Source organism: Pseudomonas sp. 2 (genome assembly GCF_056627435.1).
This window is the reverse complement of sequence record NZ_JBWXNG010000031.1, coordinates 1-18,757: the sequence shown is the minus strand read 5'-3', so window position 1 is coordinate 18,757 and position 18,757 is coordinate 1. Positions and strand designations below refer to the sequence as shown.

The following is an 18,757-nucleotide window of genomic DNA, read 5'->3' as shown; positions in this document are numbered from 1 at the left end:
TCAGCGGTTGGGGTTTTGTCTTTTCGGCGCCTCGATAAGCGCCGCTGATAGCCCTCCAATCACCAAGGCGTTGCTTAACAAAAGATAACGTCATGTCGATTGTCATACGTTTCCAAACCCCGATAGGATGAGTTCGCCTCGGTAGCCTGGGCAGGCCACGTCGCGCAGGCTAGAGCGCTTGCGACGTAGGCAGGGTGACCAGGAGAACCTAATAAAAAGAAGGGAAGGGAAAGCTCCATGCGTGCGAATGTTGCATTGTCGCTGTTCATTTTCATAGGCCTGGGCAGCACCGCGCTGGCCGCTGACAGCTCGTCTCCCGCCAGCACCCCGGATCATTCCGAATTCGCGCTCGAATCGAACAAGGCCTCCCGCAGTCTTCTGCTGGACGTCACCCATGCCGGAAGCCGGATGGTGGTCGTGGGGGACCGTGGGCACATTCTCTATTCCGACGATCAGGGTAAAACCTGGGCCCAGGCCAAAGTGCCGAGCCGCCAGTTGCTGACGGCGGTTTATTTTGTCGACGATCAGCACGGCTGGGCGGTGGGGCACGACGCGCAGATTCTGGCCAGCACTGACGGCGGCAAGACCTGGAGCAAACAATTCGAAGACCTCAAGCGCGAGGCGCCGCTGCTGGATGTCTGGTTCAAGGACCTGAATGCCGGGATCGCCGTGGGTGCCTACGGCGCCCTGCTGGAGACCACCGACGGTGGTCAGCACTGGCAGGACATCGGCGATCGTCTGGATAACGAAGACCAATACCATCTGAACGGCATCACTTACGTCAAAGACGCCGGCCTGTTTATCGTGGGTGAGATGGGCAGCATGTTTCGCTCGTCCGATGACGGCCAGACCTGGGAAAAACTCGAAGGTCCCTATCAAGGCTCGCTGTTTGGCGCAGTCGGTACTGCCCAGCCCAATACCCTGCTGGCCTACGGCCTGCGCGGCAACCTGTTCCGCTCCACCGATTTCGGCAGCACCTGGGAGCCTATCGCCCTGCAAGGCGAGCGCGGCCCGCTGGAGTTCAGCATCGCCAACGCCTCAGTGCTGCCCGACAACTCCATTGTCCTCGTAGGAAACGGCGGCAGTGTCATGCGCAGCACCGATGACGGTGAGTCCTTCACGGTGGCCAACCGTTCCGACCGTCTTTCCCTGTCGGGTGTGGCCGAAGACGACAAGGGCAATCTCATTCTGGTCGGACAGGGCGGCGTTCACGTCTCCTCGCCAACAGGCGCTGACATCGCTCAACAATAAGAAGAACGGATCAGGCGAGGACGCTTTCCGATGACTCAATTTCAACACCATCACGACAAACCGACTTTGCTGGAACGGCTGATCTTCAACAATCGCCCGACCGTCATCGTCATCTGCTTGCTGGTCAGCATCGTGCTGTTCTGGCAGGCGACGCTGGTGCGCCCCTCTACCAGTTTCGAGAAGATGATTCCGCTGAGCCATCCGTTCATTCAGAACATGATGGAGCACCGCAACGACCTGGCGAACCTGGGCAACACCGTGCGGATCTCGGTGGAGGCCAGGCAGGGTGACATTTTCACCAAGGAGTACATGGAGACCCTGCGGCAGATCAACGACGAAGTGTTCTATATCTCGGGCGTGGACCGTTCGGGCCTCAAGTCGCTGTGGAGCCCGAGCGTGCGCTGGACGGAAGTGACCGAAGAGGGCTTTGCCGGCGGCGAAGTGATTCCCCAGAGTTACGACGGCTCCCAGGCCAGCCTCGACAAACTGCGTAACAACGTCCTGAAATCCGGCCAGGTCGGCAGGCTGGTCGCCAACAACTTCAAATCCAGCATCGTCGATGTGCCGCTGCAGGAGTTCTACCCGGACCCTGAAGACCAGGGCCGGCTGCTGCCGCTGGATTACCGTCAGTTCTCCCATCAACTCGAACAGAAGATTCGCGACAAGTACGAAGCGCAGAATCCCAACGTCGACATCCACATCGTCGGTTTCGCCAAGAAGGTCGGCGATCTGATCGACGGCCTGATCATGGTAGTGATGTTCTTTGGCGTGGCGTTCCTGATCACGCTTGTGCTGCTGATGTGGTTCACCCGTTGCCTGCGCAGCACCATTGCGGTGTTGAGCACCACCCTGATCGCGGTGATCTGGCAACTGGGGCTGATGCATGTGGTGGGCTTCGGGCTTGATCCCTACTCGATGCTGGTGCCGTTTCTGATCTTCGCCATCGGTATTTCCCACGGCGTGCAGAAGATCAACGGCATCGCGCTGCAATCCAGCGATGCCGACAACGCATTGACCGCAGCGCGCCGCACGTTCCGGCAACTGTTCCTGCCGGGCATGATCGCGATCCTCGCTGATGCCGTGGGCTTCATCACGCTGCTGATCATCGACATCGGGGTGATCCGCGAACTGGCGATCGGCGCCTCGATCGGTGTGGCGGTGATCGTGTTCACCAACCTGATCCTGCTGCCCGTGGCGATTTCCTACGCAGGTATCAGCAAGAAGGCCGTGAGTCGCAGTAAACAGGCCGCAGCCTGCGAGCACCCGTTCTGGCGCTTGCTGTCGAACTTTGCCGCGCCGAAAGTCGCTCGGGTTTCCGTGGTGCTGTCTCTGCTCGCGCTGGCTGGTGGCCTCTGGTACGGCCACAACCTGAAAATCGGCGACCTGGACCAGGGCGCGCCGGAGCTGCGTCCGGATTCGCGCTACAACCAGGACAACAACTTCATCATCAACAATTACTCCACCAGCTCCGATGTGCTGGTGGTGATGGTCAAGACTCCGCCCGAGGGCTGCTCGGCCTATCAGACGCTGTCGGCGATCAACGAGCTGTCGTGGAAGATGGAGAACACGCCAGGCGTGCAGTCGGCAATCTCGCTGGTGACCGTGTCCAAGCAAGTGATCAAGGGCATGAACGAGGGCAACCTGAAGTGGGAGTCGCTGTCGCGCAACAAGGACGTGCTCAACAGCTCGATCTCCCGGGCTGATGGCCTGTACAACAACACCTGTTCGCTGGCGCCATTGCTGATCTTCCTCAACGACCACAAGGCCGAGACGCTGGACCGCGCGGTGCATGCGGTACAGGGCTTCGCCAAGGCCAACAACAAGGAGGGCCTGGAGTTTCTGCTGGCGGCGGGTAACGCCGGGATCGAGGCGGCCACCAACGAAGTCATCAAACAAGCCGAGTTGACCATCCTGGTGCTGGTCTATATCTGCGTGGCGGTCATGTGCATGATTACCTTCCGCTCATGGGCGGCCACGCTGTGCATCGTGCTGCCGCTGGTACTGACATCGGTGCTGGGCAACGCGCTGATGGCGTTCCTTGGCATCGGGGTCAAGGTCGCGACCCTGCCGGTCGTGGCGTTGGGCGTGGGGATCGGCGTGGACTACGGCATCTACATCTACAGCCGTCTCGAAAGTTTCCTGCGCGCCGGGCTGCCGTTGCAGGAGGCGTACTACGAAACCCTGAAATCCACCGGCAAGGCGGTATTGTTCACCGGCCTGTGCCTGGCGATCGGCGTGTGCACCTGGATCTTCTCGGCCATCAAGTTCCAGGCCGACATGGGCCTGATGCTGACCTTCATGCTGCTGTGGAACATGTTCGGCGCACTGTGGCTGCTGCCGGCACTGGCGCGGTTCCTGATCAAGCCGGATAAGATGGCGGGCAAGGTGGGGAATTCGCTGTTCTCCCATTGATAGAACCTCGAAACGAAAAAAACCGCGGCCCGTAAGGTCGCGGTTTTTGCGTTTATTACGCCCCCCGTAGCAGCACGGCTTGCCGACGGGAGCGTTCTCAAGATCGCCCCGCCGGCAAGCCGTGCTGCTACGGGGCGAGGCTGTTGCTCAGATCAGTTGTAAACGAAGAACCCACGCCCACTCTTGCGACCCAGATACCCGGCCGCCACCATCTCCTTGAGCAGCGGGGCAGGGCGGTACTTGCTGTCGTTGAAGCCCTCGTGGAACGCTTCGACGATGGCCAGCAAGGTATCCAGCCCGATCAGGTCAGCCAGCGCCAGCGGGCCGATGGGCTGGTTGCAGCCCAGGCGCATGCCGTCGTCGATGTCCTGCGCGGTGGCCAGGCCTTCCTGCAGCACCAGAATCGCTTCGTTGATCATCGGCACCAGAATGCGATTAACCACAAAGCCCGGGCGGTTGCCCGCAGTGATCGCGGTCTTGTTCAGCCGTTCGGCCAGCTTGATCGCCACCACATGGGTTTCGTCCGCCGTCTGCAGCCCGCGAATCACCTCGATCAGGCCCATCATCGGCACCGGGTTGAAGAAGTGCAGGCCGATGAAGCGCTCCGGGCTGTCGACGCTGGCGGCCAGCTGAGTGATCGACAGCGACGACGTGTTGGAAGCGATCACGCAATCGGAGCCCACATTCGCCGCAATCTGCTTGAGCAGGCGCAGCTTGAGGTCCAGATTCTCGGTGGCCGCCTCGATCACCACCTGCGGATCGTTCAGTTGCGCGTAGTCGGTGGTGCAGCGGATTCTCGCCAGCGCCTGTTCGGCGATTTCGGCGGTCAGCGTCTGCTTGTTGACCTGGCGCTCCAGGTTCTTGCGCACCGTGGCGAGACCGCGCTCCAGCGCCGCGTCGCTGATGTCCAGCAAGGTGACGTCGAAACCGGCAATCGCGCACACCTGCGCGATGCCGTTGCCCATGGTGCCGGCGCCGATCACGGCGATATGTTGCATGCTCATGAAAATGGCCTCGCTCACACGCGTTCGAAGATGACGGCGATGCCCTGGCCGCCGCCGATGCACATGGTCACCAGCGCGTAGCGCCCGCCAATACGGTGCAGCTCATGGATGGCCTTGGTGGCGATGATCGCGCCGGTCGCGCCCACCGGGTGGCCCAGGGAAATGCCCGAACCGTTGGGATTGACCTTCTCCGGATCGAAACCCAGCTCGCGGGCCACGGCACAGGCCTGGGCGGCGAACGCCTCGTTGGATTCGATGACGTCCAGATCGGCGACCGTCAGGCCTGCGCGCTCCAGTGCTTTGCGGCTGGCCGGAATCGGGCCCAGGCCCATCATCGACGGCTCGACACCGGCATGGGCATAGGCCACCAGGCGCGCCATCGGCTTGAGACCATGCTCGCGCACCATGTCGCCGTTGGCCATGACCAGCGCCGCCGCGCCATCGTTCAGGCCCGAAGCGTTGCCAGCGGTGACCGTACCGTCTTTCTTGAAAGCGGTCTTCATTTTTTCCAGTTGCTCGGCGGTCACGTCGCCGCGCACGTGCTCGTCTTGAGCGAACGTGACCGTGCCTTTGCGAGTGGCGATTTCGATCGGCACGATCTGCCCTTCGAAGCGGCCTTCAGCGATGGCGCGTGCAGCGCGCTGCTGGCTGGTCAGCGCCAGTGCGTCCTGATCGGCGCGGGTGATGCCATGGTTTTCGGCGATGTTCTCGGCGGTGATGCCCATGTGGATATTGGCGAAGGGGTCATGCAGCGCGCCGAGCATGTAGTCGTAGGCCTGAACGTTGCCCATGCGCGCGCCCCAGCGGGCTTGCGGCATGATGTAGGCGCCGCGGCTCATGGATTCGGCACCGCCGGCCAGCACGGCCTTGGCGTCGCCGAGCATCAGGGATTGCGCGGCCGACACGATGGCCTGCAGGCCGGAGCCGCACAGGCGGTTGACGTTCATCGCCGGGGTTTCCTTGGTCAGCCCGGCTTCCAGGGCGATGACCCGCGAAAGATAAGCGTCGCGCACTTCGGTAGGGATGACGTGACCCATCACCACATGGCCGATATGCTCAGGCGCAAGGCCGGATTTGGCGATGGCGGCGCGGCTGACCTGGGTGCCCAGCTCGATGGGCGAGACATCCTTGAGGGAACCGCCGAATCCACCGATGGCGGTACGCAGTGCGCTGACGACGAAAACTTCGGGATTGCTCATGTCGACTCCTTCAAACCTGTTGAATTTATGGTGACGGCACCGACGAACGGCATTTCGGCCAGGTGCGGGTTGCGGGCAAGTCTAGATGCGCCTCGCAGCGTGGCCTATGCCGAAACTGTCCATATCGGCTGGCGTTCTTTACCATCTGCGCCGTCGGCTCATTCACGAGCACATCAATAAGAAGGAAAGGCCGGACATGCGGAAAAAGGATTCAGTCTCGATCTATTTCGTGCAGTTGGTGGTGCACGCATTGCGCGACCAGCCGCTGCGCCTGCAGTCGGTGTTGCAGGCAGCGGAGATCGACATGGCGCTGCTCGACGACCCTGCTGCACGGGTGCCGGCCAGCGCCTTTGCCGCCCTGTGGCTGATCCAGATCAAGGAGCTGGAAGACGAGTTTTTCGCGCTGGATTCCCACGGCATGCCACTGGGCAGCTTCGCCCTGATCTGTCGCGGGCTGATTCAGGAGCCGAATCTGGAGAAGGCGCTGCGCCAGTGCCTGAACAGCTTCGGACTGTTTCTGCGGGATTTTCGCGGCAGCCTGATCATCAGAGGCCAGCGCGCGGTGATCTCCGTGGACACCCGCGTCGACGACCCGACCCGTCAGCGCTTCGGCGAGGAGACCTTTCTGCTGCTGATGATCAGCCTGCTGTGCTGGCTGGGCGGGCGGCGTATCACCATCGACCGGGCGCAGTTTCGCCAGACTCGTGCGCGCCTGAGCGATGACCCGCTGCTGTGGGGCTTCAACCTGACCTTCGGCGAGCAGAAAACCGAAATCGAATTCTCCAGCCACTACCTGCGCCTGCCGGTGGTGCAATCGCTGCCGTCACTCAAATCGTTTTTGCGGAGTGCGCCGCAATGGCTGGTCATACGTTTTCGCAATCAGCGTGGGCTGGCGGCGCAGGTCTATCAGCGCCTGCGTAACAGCCATTACGGCCATTGGCCGACATTGATCGAAATGGCGGACGAACTGAAACTCAGCCCCACGACCTTCCGTCGCAGGCTCGAGCGCGAGGGCTGTGCGTTTCAGGGGATCAAGGACGAGGTGCGCCGTGGCATCGCCCAGCACAAGCTGCGGGAGACCGACATGAGCGTGGTGGACATCGCCTCCCTAGTGGGTTTCCAGGAGCCCAGCGCGTTTCACCGGGCGTTCAAGAAGTGGACAGGGCAGAGCCCGGGAGCCTATCGCTCCAGGCACCTGCCCTGATCAATCGGCAGCAGCGGCGAGGCCTGTCAGGGTAGCCACGCAGCCTGCCAGGCCTGCTGCGCATGCTCGTCGAACAGCCAGTCTTGCAGTACCTGCTCCCTCAGTTGTCCGCCGTTGCGAGCCGCCATGACGGGATCCTGAACATGGCGGCGAATGGCCTCAAGCCATGCCTCCAGCGACGCAGGCACCCGGGTGACCTGAAAATGCCCTTCGTAAGCGGGAACGTCACTGCAGATCACCGCAACCCCACAGCTGCCCAGTTGCAACAAATCGATGTTGGTCTTGCAGGCGCTGCGCAAGTTATCCACGGCCGGCAGCAAGGCAATATCCAGATTGAGGCTGGCGAGCAGACCCGGGTAGTCGTCGGCTTGCGCAGCCTCATGACGTTCTCTGACTTCATCACGCAACAGATCGGTCTGATCGCCCATCACCACCCAGTGGACCTCGTCCGCCAGGCGACGAATCACCGGGATCATCATGTGCAAGTCTTCAGCGTCCCAGCGCTGGCAGACCAGGCCGACTCGCGGTTTTTGCCGAGTGCCCGAGGGGCTTGGGAGGTTGCCCCATTTGTCTGGGTCCAGGCGAGACGGCAATAAGCGGACATCGCTGTGGAACTCACGGGCCAGGCCGGCCAGCAGTGGCGTTGCGGCGACCACCCGATCAGCCAGGCGCAAGGTCTTCTGCAGACGCTCGACGTGCTCCGGGCTGAAGGCGAATGGGTCGTCGAGCGAATTCGAAGCGAGTTGGACATGGCACAGGTCCATTGTTACAAACAGCCCGGCCTGTATTTTTGCCATCGCCAGGCTGCGCAGAGGGTCGTCGTCCAGACTCGCCTGGAGCACGAGCACCTGTGGATTGAGCCGGGCCTGTTGCGGCAGCGATAACCGGTGAGCACTGTGCAGGCCGTTGATCAGGCCTGCACGTTGCAGGCTCTGGAACGGTGTGACGATACGCTCCTGCGGCGCGGCATCGGTCACGTCGCTGTAAGCCAGAACGGTAGGGCAGCGTTGCCAGGCCAGTGGCCGCCAGATCTGGCGCAGGTTGACTTCAAGCTCGACGCAGTTCAGATCCAGAGACAGCAATGGATTGAATGCCGGATCGTTGGCCAGGCGTGGCAGCCATTTCTGAAACATCGCCAGTTGTTCGCCCAGAAAACGCTGATTCTTGGCATGCTGGCTGGCAGGGTCAACGGTGTTCTGGCTGACGTTGCCTTCGTGTATCACAACCGCGTGAGGCGTCCAGACCGTCAGGTAACCGCGCTCGGCCACTTTAAGGCACAGATCGATGTCGTTGTAGGAGACCGCGAAAGAGGTTTCGTCCAGACCGCCCACGTCTTCATAGAGACTGCGGCGGATCATCAGGCATGCCGCCGTGACCGCGCTCAGATTCTGATCGACCTGAGCCCGCTGCATGTAGCCCTGAATGAAAAACGGCTCGCCCAGCCAGGGGTGACACGCGGGACCGTCCAGCCCAAGGCGAACGCCCGCATGTTGCAAGCGCCAGAAGGGGAACAGCAGCCTGGCGCCGACGATCCCTGCTTCCGGACGCAGCGCGTGGTTCAGCATCTCGTCCAGCCAGCGATCATGCACCACGGCAGTATCGTTGTTCAGCAGCACCAGATAGTCGCCCCTGGCGTGACGGGCAGCGGTGTTGTTGATTTTCGAATAGTTAAACGGATGGGGGTAGCGCAGGACCCGGATCTTGTCGCTGGCGAGGTCTTCGAGCTGTGCCAGCCAGGCCAGCGCCTCGGGGTCGCGGCTGTCGTTGTCGACGATCAGCACTTCGTAGTTGGCATAGCAGGTCTTGGCCAGCAGGGTTTCTACGCACCGGCGCAGCAGGGGCAGTTGATCACGGGTCGGAATGATGATCGACACCAGCGGTGTTTCGCCGTGGTGATACTCAACGTGATATCGCCGGGCGAGCGTCTGAAGGACGCGGGCGTCGGGATAGCCACGCCGCTTCAGGTGGCGTTCAAGTACCCGGATTTCCTCGGGGTTTTCCACCGCTTCAGGGGTTTGGCACACCAGCAGGGGTTCGCAGATGTGCAGGATCCGGTCAGCGCCCTCGTTCTCGAACAGGCGCAAAATGAGGTCCAGCTGCGCCGCTTCATGGCAGCCTGGATCGAAACCGCCCACATCGATCAGCATTTGTCTGCTCAGCAGCCAGTGTCCGGCGGTGAGCAGCGGGTAGCTCAGAAGATAGTCGAGATTGAAATCCGGTCGCATCGCCGAACCCAGCTCGCCCCTGGCCGAGCGATGCATTTCATCGGCGAACGCCGCACGGCAATGCGCAGAGTCGATGAGTTTGAGCGCGCACGCGGTCAGGCCGAAGGACGTGAACAAGGTGCCCGCCTCGATCACCACCAGCCAGTCGAAGTCGCCGGCATGAGTGAGCGTGTTCAGCGTGGCGCCAAGGGTACCGCCGGCATCGGTCAGCTGGTTCAGCTCGATGCCGGACGCCACCTCGAACGCGCGAAAGACGCTCGACAGCACAGCGACCTGTACTGACGCGCCCAGCTCGGTGAACGAGCGCAGGCTGTCCAGGCTTCGCTGTACCGACTCGTGGCGGTCATGGCGGTCATCGATCACGACCAGCAATGAGGGAATGCCCGTGCGCGCAAGGTGCTCGCGGATCAACTGCCATTCCCGGTCATCCGGGTGTCGAAAATCCAGCCAGGCCTGCACCTGTTCCGGGTTCAGCCGTTGGGGCAGCGGTGCGCTGAGGTTCGCCAACAGGTTGAAATCGGCATAGCCTGCCTGGCTTGTGGCGGCGCGCATCCGGACCCAGCCGTTGTCCAGTGAAGGCGTGTTCCATCCTGATTCGCGCACCAGTCGGTGAAAACGGTGGACATCCGCAGTGTCGGCGCCTGCGGTTTCGATCCCCTGATCGGTCAGGTTACGCGGGGCGATGCGGGTACTGCTCAGCAGCGCGGGGAGTAGCACCAGATCACCGTGGCGCAGCAGCTGGACATACATCGCAAGGTCGGCCAGATCATCGAGCGCCTCGCCCTTGAGGGAAAACAGGTGCTCCCCAAGGGCCACAAGATCGCAGCGCCGACACAGGACGCCGCTCAACTCGCCAATGAAATTGCAGGTGAACTCGCCGAGAAAGGCCACAACGTCCGGACCGTGCATGGCCTGAGGGCTGACGAACCGCAGTCTGGTCTGCAGATTGTCGGGCAATACCTGATCGAACTCGTCAATCCACTGGCGCGCACCGGCGGCCAGGCTTGCCTGTGGCGTCGCTTCCAGGGCGTGAACCAGTTGCGCGATGCTGTCCGGGGCCAGGACTGCATCGTCCGACAGGAACTTGATGTATTCGCCACCGGCCAAGGCAACGGCCTGTGTCAATGAAGCGCTCAAGCCCTGGTGATGTGCGCTGGACACGTGACGGATTGACCTGCCACTGCCCGAATAGAGGCTCAGGATACTGTGTACACTGCCCGCCTGCGTGTCGTCGCAGACCACGATTTCAATGGCTTGATAGGTCTGATCCATGACGCTGCGCAATGCCGCGTCGAGAAAATCGGTCTTGCCGACTGCGATGACGACGCTGACCAGGCGTTGAGATTCCATTTTCATATCCGATGCGGGAAACACGACGGGTGTCGCTGTTTCGAAGTTGCAGCTCAACCCGATGAGCCTGTGGGGCGCTGCCGCCATGAATATGACGGCAGGCGCACAATACTCGCGTAAAGCAATAAGTCAGCCAAACCTCGCCGGATCCGGGCACGGCGTCAAGGCGCTTGATATTTTGAACGCCCGACGCTTATTTTGTACGCCTCGCTGCGCGGCGCCGCGGCGGGCATAAGAACCCTGCATAAAAATAAAGGACTTGAGTCATGAGTAGCGATGGCCACAATTCACTCGCGCAGCGATTGATGGGCATTGATGAAATTGAGTGTGTCACCCCGGACCTTAACGGCGTGCCACGGGGCAAGGTCATGACGGCGGAGGGCTTTCTGGAAGGCCGCCGCCTGCAACTGGCCCGTGGGGTGCTGCTGCAGTGCATCATGGGCGGCTATCCCGCCGCGAAGTTCTACGGCAGCGACGACGGCGATCTGGCGCTGGTGGCCGACCCCGCGCAGACCCATCGCCTGCCCTGGAGCGACGAGCCTCGCGCACTGGCGATCTGCGACGCTGATGAGTTGGACGGCGAGCCGTCGAATCTGTCGACCCGTGGCCAGCTCAAATCGGTCATCGCCCGCTATGCCCGCCATGGCTGGTCGCCGGTGGTAGCCACCGAACTCGAGTTCTTTGTCTTCGCCCCCAACAGTGATCCCAACCAGCCTTTCAAGCCGCCGGTGGGGCTGGACGGGCGTCGCGAGGATGGCCAGTCGGCGTTCAGCGTCAGCTCCAACAACGGCCTGCGGCCGTTCTTCAGCGAAGTCTATAAATGCATGGCAGCGCTGGGCCTGCCTCGCGACACCTTCATGCATGAAATGGGCGTCAGCCAGTTCGAGATCAACCTGCTGCACGGCGACCCGCTACTGCTCGCCGACCAGACCTTCCTGTTCAAGCACATGCTCAAGGAAGTAGCGCTCAAGCACGGCCTGACCGTGGTGTGCATGGCCAAGCCGCTGGCACACACGCCGGGCAGTTCGATGCACATTCATCAGAGCGTGGTGGACAGCGCCACCGGGAAAAACATTTTCAGTGATGCCCAGGGCGAACCCACCGCGGCGTTCCGCCACTTCATCGGCGGCCAGCAGGCGGCCATGGCGGACTTCACCGCGCTGTTCGCGCCCAACGTCAATTCCTATCAGCGCCTGTGCCATCCGTTCGCCTCGCCTAACAACGCCTGCTGGTCCCACGACAACCGTGCCGCGGGCCTGCGCATCCCGGCCAGCGCACCAGTGGCCCGGCGCGTGGAAAATCGTCTGCCCGGCGCAGATGCCAACCCATATCTGGCCATAGCAGCTAGTCTTTCAGCCGGGCTTTATGGAATCGAACAGCAGCTTGAGCCAACGGATGCGATTCAGGGAGAATTCGCCGTGCCGGATCATCTGTCGCTGCCCTGCACCTTGCATGCGGCGCTGGAGCGTCTGAAACGCAGTGGGCTGGCCAAGGAACTGTTCGGGGCCGAGTTCATCGAAGGCTACATCGCGTCGAAGACCCTGGAACTGACCAGTTTCTTCAACGAAATTACTCCCTGGGAACGCCGAGTCTTGGCCCAGGATGTGTAAAAACTACTGCGCTCGGTACTACTGCGTTAAAAACAGGCGGAAAATGCTCATTTAGAGCCCCTAGACTCCGCTTTTCCGCCTGTTTTTGCCTTGTATTACCTTCGCTCGTGACGTTTTTACACACCCTGTTTCCCAGGCTTAAAAACCGCGTTTCGGAAATCCTCCATGGATGAGGATTTCCGTTTTTGGAAAGTCGATGCGCCAAATCTGGAAATCCTTTCGAGCGCTGTATTTCGCCTCACTGATGATGCTCATCGGTTCGGGCCTGTTAAGTACCTATCTTGCGTTGCGCCTGGCCGCCGATCATGTCGACGGGCTGTGGGTCGGTGCGCTGATGGCTGCCAACTACGTGGGGCTGGCACTGGGCGGCAAGGTCGGCCACCGGCTGATCGGCCGGGTAGGGCATATCCGCGCCTACGCCACCTGCGCCGGGATCGTCGGCGCGGCGGTGCTCGGGCATGGCCTGATCAACTTTGTGCCAGCCTGGATATTCCTGCGGATGATCGTGGGCCTTGGCATGATGTGCCAGTACATGGTCATCGAGAGCTGGCTCAACGAACAGGCCTCGCCCAAGCAGCGCGGGCTGGTGTTCAGCGGCTACATGATCGCGTCCTATCTGGGGCTGGTGCTGGGTCAGCTGATTCTGGTGATCCATCCGCAGTTGGGGCCTGAATTGCTGATGCTGGTCGCGATGTGTTTTGCGCTGTGCCTAGTGCCAGTGGCGATGACCCGCAGCATTCACCCGGCGCCGATGCGCCCGGCACCGCTGGAGCCGCTGTTCTTCATGCGGCGGGTGCCACAGTCGCTGACCACGGTGCTCAGCGCGGGGCTGATCATTGGTTCGTTCTATGGCTTGGCACCGTTGTTCGCTGCGCAGCAGGGGCTGTCCACCGACCACGTCGGTCTGTTCATGGCCTGCTGCATTGGCGCGGGATTATTGGTGCAGGGGCCGTTGGGCAGGATTTCCGACCGCTATGACCGCGCCAAGCTGATTCGCGGCTTTGCCGGGTTTCTGGTGCTGGCCTCGTTGCCGTTGGCGATCTTCCCCGGATTGCCGATGGAAGTGGTCTTCGCCATGGGCTTCGTGACCTCGCTTTTGCAATTTGCGCTGTACCCGCTGGCCGTGGCGTTCTCCAACGACCACGTCGAGGGCGAGCGCCGCGTGTCCCTCACGGCCATGCTGCTGATGACCTACGGCGTGGGCGCCAGTATCGGGCCGCTGGTGGCCGGTGTGCTGATGAAGCAGTTCGGCAGCAACATGCTCTACGCCTTCGTCTGCTTCGTCGCGTTGATCCTGGTGCTGCGCATCCGTCCCAAAGCCGTCACCAACCTGCACCAGGTGCAGGACGCGCCGCTGCACCACGTGGCCATGCCCGAAAGCATGGCCAGCTCGCCACTGGTGGTCGCACTCGACCCGCGTGTGGATGAACAGGTGGTGCAGGATCAGATGCAGAACGCCGCAGAGGCGGGATCACCTGCACCAGAAGCGCCAGCGCAGGCGGCGACCGAGGAGGTACAGGAACGGGTTCTGCCGTCAGGCGAAGGCGTTGTACGGCCGGTAGCCGTGGTCGAGGAGGTCAATGGCGAGCCGGCAGACGATGCGCGGGATGTGGGCGTGGATCGGCCGTTGTAAAGAGTGACTGTCAGGCAAAAACACCTGTGGGAGTGAGCTTGCTCACGAATGCGTCATTTCAGTTCTTGAACAGATGGCTGAAGAGGCGCGTTTCGTGAGCAAGCTCACTCCCACAGAGCGGTCGCTGATGTCGGTCGATCAGAAATCGTCGTCTTTGTCGAAGCGGCGCGCTTCGCGTTGCAGCTGGTAGACGAAGCGCTCGACCTGACGCTGCACCAGGCCACTGATGTTGTGGAAGCGCACGCCGGCGAAGGTGGTGTTGATCTTCTCTTCGAAGTGCAGGTAGCGCAGCTCGACCGAGGTGGTCATGTTGCCGAAGGGCAGGGCCGCGATGAAGCGGTCGTAGACCTGGCCCAGCTGCATGCGCTCGGAGAAGTCGCCGTCGAAACGCAGCTTGCAGCCGGTGGCCGAGATATCCAGCAGCTTGCCGCGCAACGGCGACTTGAGCTTCTCGCCGCCGACTTCGATGTCGACCAGCGAGGCCAGCTTCAAGGCTGCGCGGAAGGCGTTACGGCGCTGGTGATAAATGACTTCTTCAGGCAGAGGGCCGCGATAGCTGTGCGGGTCCTCGATGATGGTCATCTGTGCCTTGCATTCCCAGGCGATGCGCACGCCATCGTGGAAGCCTTCGACACGGAACGCTTCGCCATTGGCCATGAAGCGCTCGCCATCGCGAGGAATCATTTCATCCAAGGCGATGACGTTGTTGTCACGGTCGACTTCGATGACGTAGCTCTGGAAACGCTGGCTGCGCTCATGGAAGGTGATGATCAAGGGATCATGGCTTTCCATCAGCAGCCGCAGGTTGGCGGCAATTTCCAAAGGCGTGTTCAGTACCTTTGGTGGCTGCGGAACATCTTCCGCGCTTAAGGCATTCACGGTTAATCCATCTCCAGGCAAAAAACGACAACGTGCGGCGCAGGCAGTTTGCCATCATGTCGCACGTCTTGATACAAGAACTTACGCCTGGCTAAGCGGACGCGGTCTCATCTTTCCGGCAGTCGAACCCCGGCTGTCATACAGCGTGGGTGTATCGCCACCGTTGAGGATGCGCAGCTGTTGAGCCGTGGTCAGCTGCTGCAGCTGAATCAGTGCGCCATTCTGTTCGTTGGCGGCCTGACATTCGGTCATCAGCGCGTTCAATTCGTCGCCCGCTTTCAACAGTGCTTCGCCGACTGCGGAGTGCTTGGCCACTTCTTCGAGTCCCGCGCGATTGGCGGGCAGGCCCAGACTGCTCATCAGTTGGCTGCGTCGGCGTCCATGCTGCTCGAGCACGATCACCAGCGCCTGTTTCTGCGCCAGGATGTGTTCCATTTCGACCATATTGCGTCCGTGAAGCGCCAGTGCCTCGGCCTTCAGGATGTCCAGCAGATGCCGGGTCGGCGCAATATCGTCCGTGATCAGTTGAAGCAATGTAGTGTCTTGCATCGCATGCCCTGGGATTCAAGCGTCCAGAAGCCCCTGCGCGGACCGGGGGCTAGCGCTGGGCTTCGAAATCAAGCAGTTTGCTGGCAACGCGGTTGCTGTCGACCTTGTAGCTGCCGTCGGCGATAGCCTGCTTCAACTCGGCCACGCGGGCGCTGTTGACGGTGGGCTGATCACGCAACGAATCAGTGATCTTCTGCAACTGTTGAGCTTCGCTGCTCAAATGTACTTTCTCGCCGCTGCCGTCAACGCTCTGGGAAGTGCTGGCCGTCGCCGGGGCTTCGGTCTTGCTGGTTTCCTTGGTGTTGGCGGTACGCGAAGTACCGCCTACGGCAGTGGAGCTATTCAAACGACTGAAGTCGATGACCATGATTAAAACCTCTGGGTTCTAGGACGCTTGCCTTTGTTTCGGCTAGACCCGGAATAACTTTAGGGCCAATGCGAAAACAGTCTCGAGTCGACTTCGCACAGGCCGGACTGGCTCCGAGTGTAGAAAAAGCGCAAGCGTAGCGCCAGAGATTCCTGCGCCTTACATAGGCACCTCGACTTGCCCGGGGGCGACCACGTTGGCCTTGATCACGCGCTTGGAATTGAGGTTCTTGACCCGGATCTGCTCGTTCAGGCCACCGTCAGCCAGGGCTTCACCGGGCATGCGCACGCTCATGGCCCCACTGCGCGCGGTGATCACCACCTGGTCGCCCTTGTGGACCATCTGCGGTTGCTCCAGATGCACCGGGGTGAGGATCTGGTCGATGACCGTTGGTCGGACAACTTTCTGCCCGATCGCCTGATCCAGCGAATCGAGAAAACCCTGCCCCAGCAGGCCCACGTCGCGCTCGCGCAGGGCCACGTCGCCGGACGAGACGATCGCATCACGCTTCATCGGCCGCACCACGGTCACCACATTGCGAAACAGATGTACCTGCGCAGGCACGAACACCGTCCACGGTGAGGAGCCTTCGCAGCGCAGCTTGACCGTCACCCGGCCGATGGGCGTTGCCGAGTTTTCCAGCGAGGCTGTCAATTCCTTGTCGCAATGCGGCATGCGCAGGCGCGGGTCGAGCTGTTTGACTTCGATCTCGTAGCGTCCCTGGGTCTGACTGGTCGCCAGATAGTCTTCTACGGTGAATTCAAGAAAGCCCTGGGTAGCGCCGATAAGTTGTTCAGGCAGGGTTACGTTGTCCGCCCGGGCCGCGTTTGCGACGCCGAGCAGACACAGCGCGACCACCACGCTATAAAGGCTGCGGGTCGCGGTGTAGAAGTGTCGAGATACTGTCATTGGCAAGTTCATGACAGGTCAATAGCAAGGGCCGTGCCGCTTGCCGTCAGGGCAGTGCGCGACTGGTCGTTTTGGGAGGGGTGGTGCATGGCTGGTGTTTTGGATTCAGTGAACCAGCGCACTCAACTGGTAGGGCAGAACCGCCTTGAACTGTTGCTGTTCCGGCTGGAAGGCAAGCAGTTGTATGGGATCAACGTGTTCAAGGTAAAAGAGGTGCTTCAGTGCCCAAAACTTACCCTCATGCCCAAATCCAGTCCGATTGTGCGCGGAGTGGCTAATATTCGTGGCGGGACGATTCCGATTCTCGACTTGTCGATGGCGACCGGGGCTGCGCCTCTGGCCAACATCGCCAATTCGTTCGTGATCATTACCGAGTACAACACCAAGATTCAGGGTTTTCTGGTGCATTCGGTCGAACGCATCGTCAACATGAACTGGGAAGACATTCATCCGCCACCCAAGGGGACCGGGCGCGATCACTACCTCACGGCAGTGACGCGCATCGATAACCAGTTGGTGGAAATCATCGACGTGGAGAAAATCCTCGCCGAGGTGGCACCGGTGTCGGAAAACATTTCCGCAGGCGTGGTGACCGAAGAAGTCGCGCACAAGGCGCTGTCGCTGCGTGTGCTGACGGTGGATGACTCTTCGGTGGCGCGTAAGCAGGTGACCCGTTGCTTGCAGACGGTGGGGGTTGAAGTCACGGCGTTGAACGACGGTCGTCAGGCGCTCGAATTCCTGCGCAAGCTGGTGGACGAGGGCAAGAAACCGGAAGAAGAATTCCTGATGATGATCTCCGACATTGAAATGCCGGAGATGGACGGCTACACCTTGACTGCAGAGATCCGCAACGATCCGCGCATGCAGAAGCTACACATTATCTTGCATACTTCGTTGTCCGGCGTGTTCAACCAGGCGATGGTGAAGAAAGTCGGTGCCGACGATTTCCTGGCCAAGTTCCGGCCGGACGATCTGGCGGCCCGCGTGGTTGATCGTATCAGGGCGGCAGATATCAGCTGAGCAGGGCTTTCCCTGGTGGCTGTTCACATGATTTGAGAGGCGGCATGTCTACAGGTAATTTGGATTTTGAGCAGTTCCGGGTCTTCCTGGAAAAAGCCTGTGGCATTTTGCTGGGTGAAAACAAGCAGTACCTGGTCTCCAGTCGCCTGAACAAGCTGATGGAGCAGCAGGGCATCAAGTCGCTGGGCGAGTTGATCCAGCGTATTCAGAGCCAGCCGCGCAGTGGTCTGCGCGAGCAGGTGGTCGATGCGATGACGACCAACGAGACCCTGTGGTTTCGTGACACGTATCCGTTCGAGGTGCTCAAGAGCAAGGTGCTGCCCGAGCAGCTCAAGGCCTCGCCGGGTCTGCGTCCGCGGATCTGGTCGGCGGCCTGTTCGTCGGGGCAGGAGCCGTATTCGCTGTCGATGTCGATCGATGAGTTCGAGCGCAGCAACCCGGGGTTGATGAAGTCGGGTGCGCAGATTGTGGCGACCGATTTGTCGGGGAGCATGCTGACCAATTGCAAGACCGGGGAGTACGACAGTCTGGCGATCGGCCGGGGCTTGTCGCCGGATCGGCTGCAGCGGTATTTCGATCAGAAGACGCCGGGGCGCTGGACGGTGAAGGCGCCGATCAAGAGTCGTGTGGAGTTTCGCTCGTTCAATCTGTTGGACAGTTATGCGGCGTTGGGCAAGTTTGACATTGTGTTCTGTCGCAACGTGCTGATTTATTTTTCGGCCGAGGTGAAGAAGGACATTCTGTTGCGTATTCATGCGACGTTGAAGCCGGGGGGGTATCTGTTCCTCGGGGCGTCGGAGGCGTTGAACGGGTTGCCGGATCATTATCAGATGGTGCAGTGCAGTCCTGGGATTATTTATCAGGCCAAGTAGGTTTGGTGGTGGTCTGATTGTTTGCTTGAAACCCGGCGTTGATGCCGGGTTTTTTGTGGGCTGCGGGATCGTGGTGGGCGTCAGGTTTTCAAGATCAAGATCAAGATCAAGAGCGCTCTTCCTAACGTCAGATCTGTTTCGACTTCGTCGAGTTACTTGGAAAAGTCGGAATGCCGCACCACCCCCAAGTAACCAAGGGGTCCTGCTCCTGGTTTGGGTCCTCCTTCGTCGGACTTCCCTCCCTCCGGCGATGTTCCGTGGGCCCGGCGCGAA

At 60.9% G+C, this 18,757-nt stretch carries 14 protein-coding genes; 7 read left to right on the top strand and 7 right to left on the bottom strand.

Features of this window, described 5'->3' with window-relative positions; genetic code table 11:
- The first annotated feature begins 237 nt into the window (after nt 1–237).
- Nucleotides 238–1,251, top strand: a complete 1,014-nt coding sequence (locus AC1MEK_RS29530; protein ID WP_480399791.1) for a WD40/YVTN/BNR-like repeat-containing protein — start codon at nt 238–240, stop codon at nt 1,249–1,251.
- Nucleotides 1,252–1,281: 30 nt separating this feature from the next.
- Nucleotides 1,282–3,663 carry an efflux RND transporter permease subunit gene (locus AC1MEK_RS29525; protein WP_480399790.1) on the top strand — a complete coding sequence of 794 codons (2,382 nt, stop codon included), beginning with the start codon at nt 1,282–1,284 and terminating at the stop codon, nt 3,661–3,663.
- Nucleotides 3,664–3,815: 152 nt separating this feature from the next.
- Here the strand turns inward: AC1MEK_RS29525 and AC1MEK_RS29520 are convergent, their stop codons facing one another.
- Together AC1MEK_RS29520 and AC1MEK_RS29515 are read right to left on the bottom strand one after the other, a co-directional pair.
- Nucleotides 3,816–4,667: a 3-hydroxybutyryl-CoA dehydrogenase gene (locus AC1MEK_RS29520; RefSeq protein ID WP_480399789.1), complete on the bottom strand. Its 852-nt coding sequence runs from the start codon at nt 4,665–4,667 to the stop codon at nt 3,816–3,818.
- Between the two features lie 14 nt (nt 4,668–4,681).
- Entirely contained in the window at nt 4,682–5,866 is a 1,185-nt protein-coding gene (locus AC1MEK_RS29515; RefSeq protein ID WP_480399788.1) for an acetyl-CoA C-acyltransferase family protein, read from the bottom strand.
- Nucleotides 5,867–6,062: 196 nt separating this feature from the next.
- Here AC1MEK_RS29515 and AC1MEK_RS29510 point away from each other — a divergent pair, with 196 nt between their 5' ends.
- Nucleotides 6,063–7,070, top strand: a complete 1,008-nt coding sequence (locus AC1MEK_RS29510; protein WP_480399787.1) for an AraC family transcriptional regulator — start codon at nt 6,063–6,065, stop codon at nt 7,068–7,070.
- A gap of 26 nt (nt 7,071–7,096) precedes the next feature.
- On the opposite strand, the gene AC1MEK_RS29505 is transcribed toward AC1MEK_RS29510, so the two are convergent.
- Nucleotides 7,097–10,645 carry a glycosyltransferase gene (locus AC1MEK_RS29505; RefSeq protein WP_480399786.1) on the bottom strand — a complete coding sequence of 1,183 codons (3,549 nt, stop codon included), beginning with the start codon at nt 10,643–10,645 and terminating at the stop codon, nt 7,097–7,099.
- Between the two features lie 368 nt (nt 10,646–11,013).
- Between AC1MEK_RS29505 and AC1MEK_RS29500 the strand changes: the two genes are divergently transcribed.
- Together AC1MEK_RS29500 and AC1MEK_RS29495 are read left to right on the top strand one after the other, a co-directional pair.
- Entirely contained in the window at nt 11,014–12,255 is a 1,242-nt protein-coding gene (locus AC1MEK_RS29500) for a glutamine synthetase family protein (RefSeq protein ID WP_480399794.1), read from the top strand.
- A 196-nt stretch (nt 12,256–12,451) separates the two neighbouring features.
- Complete coding sequence (locus AC1MEK_RS29495) at nt 12,452–13,888, top strand: MFS transporter (protein ID WP_480399785.1); 1,437 nt, start codon at nt 12,452–12,454, stop codon at nt 13,886–13,888.
- Between the two features lie 138 nt (nt 13,889–14,026).
- On the opposite strand, the gene AC1MEK_RS29490 is transcribed toward AC1MEK_RS29495, so the two are convergent.
- From AC1MEK_RS29490 to flgA, 4 genes are all read right to left on the bottom strand, one after another.
- Nucleotides 14,027–14,767, bottom strand: coding sequence for a flagellar brake protein (locus tag AC1MEK_RS29490; protein WP_480399784.1), 741 nt, complete (start codon nt 14,765–14,767; stop codon nt 14,027–14,029).
- A gap of 81 nt (nt 14,768–14,848) precedes the next feature.
- Entirely contained in the window at nt 14,849–15,316 is a 468-nt protein-coding gene (locus tag AC1MEK_RS29485; protein ID WP_480399783.1) for a flagella synthesis protein FlgN, read from the bottom strand.
- A gap of 49 nt (nt 15,317–15,365) precedes the next feature.
- Entirely contained in the window at nt 15,366–15,683 is a 318-nt protein-coding gene (flgM, locus tag AC1MEK_RS29480) for a flagellar biosynthesis anti-sigma factor FlgM (RefSeq protein ID WP_480399782.1), read from the bottom strand.
- Between the two features lie 159 nt (nt 15,684–15,842).
- Entirely contained in the window at nt 15,843–16,604 is a 762-nt protein-coding gene (gene flgA, locus AC1MEK_RS29475; RefSeq protein WP_480399781.1) for a flagellar basal body P-ring formation chaperone FlgA, read from the bottom strand.
- A gap of 75 nt (nt 16,605–16,679) precedes the next feature.
- On the opposite strand from flgA, the gene AC1MEK_RS29470 reads away from it, so the two are divergent.
- Nucleotides 16,680–17,612 carry a chemotaxis protein CheV gene (locus AC1MEK_RS29470; protein ID WP_480399793.1) on the top strand — a complete coding sequence of 311 codons (933 nt, stop codon included), beginning with the start codon at nt 16,680–16,682 and terminating at the stop codon, nt 17,610–17,612.
- A gap of 44 nt (nt 17,613–17,656) precedes the next feature.
- Entirely contained in the window at nt 17,657–18,484 is an 828-nt protein-coding gene (cheR, locus tag AC1MEK_RS29465) for a protein-glutamate O-methyltransferase CheR (RefSeq protein WP_480399792.1), read from the top strand.
- The last annotated feature ends 273 nt before the right edge of the window (nt 18,485–18,757 follow it).

What these genes read in the sequence shown, in the direction of transcription:
- AC1MEK_RS29525 (WP_480399790.1), top strand. Translation starts at nt 1,282, where the DNA reads ATGACTCAATTTCAACACCATCACGACAAACCGACTTTGCTGGAACGG.
- AC1MEK_RS29515 (WP_480399788.1), bottom strand. Translation starts at nt 5,866, where the DNA reads ATGAGCAATCCCGAAGTTTTCGTCGTCAGCGCACTGCGTACCGCCATC.
- AC1MEK_RS29505 (WP_480399786.1), bottom strand. Translation starts at nt 10,645, where the DNA reads ATGGAATCTCAACGCCTGGTCAGCGTCGTCATCGCAGTCGGCAAGACC.
- AC1MEK_RS29530 (WP_480399791.1), top strand. Translation starts at nt 238, where the DNA reads ATGCGTGCGAATGTTGCATTGTCGCTGTTCATTTTCATAGGCCTGGGC.
- AC1MEK_RS29485 (WP_480399783.1), bottom strand. Translation starts at nt 15,316, where the DNA reads ATGCAAGACACTACATTGCTTCAACTGATCACGGACGATATTGCGCCG.
- AC1MEK_RS29500 (WP_480399794.1), top strand. Translation starts at nt 11,014, where the DNA reads ATGACGGCGGAGGGCTTTCTGGAAGGCCGCCGCCTGCAACTGGCCCGT.
- flgA (WP_480399781.1), bottom strand. Translation starts at nt 16,604, where the DNA reads ATGAACTTGCCAATGACAGTATCTCGACACTTCTACACCGCGACCCGC.
- cheR (WP_480399792.1), top strand. Translation starts at nt 17,657, where the DNA reads ATGTCTACAGGTAATTTGGATTTTGAGCAGTTCCGGGTCTTCCTGGAA.
- AC1MEK_RS29495 (WP_480399785.1), top strand. Translation starts at nt 12,452, where the DNA reads ATGCGCCAAATCTGGAAATCCTTTCGAGCGCTGTATTTCGCCTCACTG.
- AC1MEK_RS29510 (WP_480399787.1), top strand. Translation starts at nt 6,063, where the DNA reads ATGCGGAAAAAGGATTCAGTCTCGATCTATTTCGTGCAGTTGGTGGTG.
- AC1MEK_RS29520 (WP_480399789.1), bottom strand. Translation starts at nt 4,667, where the DNA reads ATGAGCATGCAACATATCGCCGTGATCGGCGCCGGCACCATGGGCAAC.
- flgM (WP_480399782.1), bottom strand. Translation starts at nt 15,683, where the DNA reads ATGGTCATCGACTTCAGTCGTTTGAATAGCTCCACTGCCGTAGGCGGT.
- AC1MEK_RS29470 (WP_480399793.1), top strand. Translation starts at nt 16,680, where the DNA reads ATGGCTGGTGTTTTGGATTCAGTGAACCAGCGCACTCAACTGGTAGGG.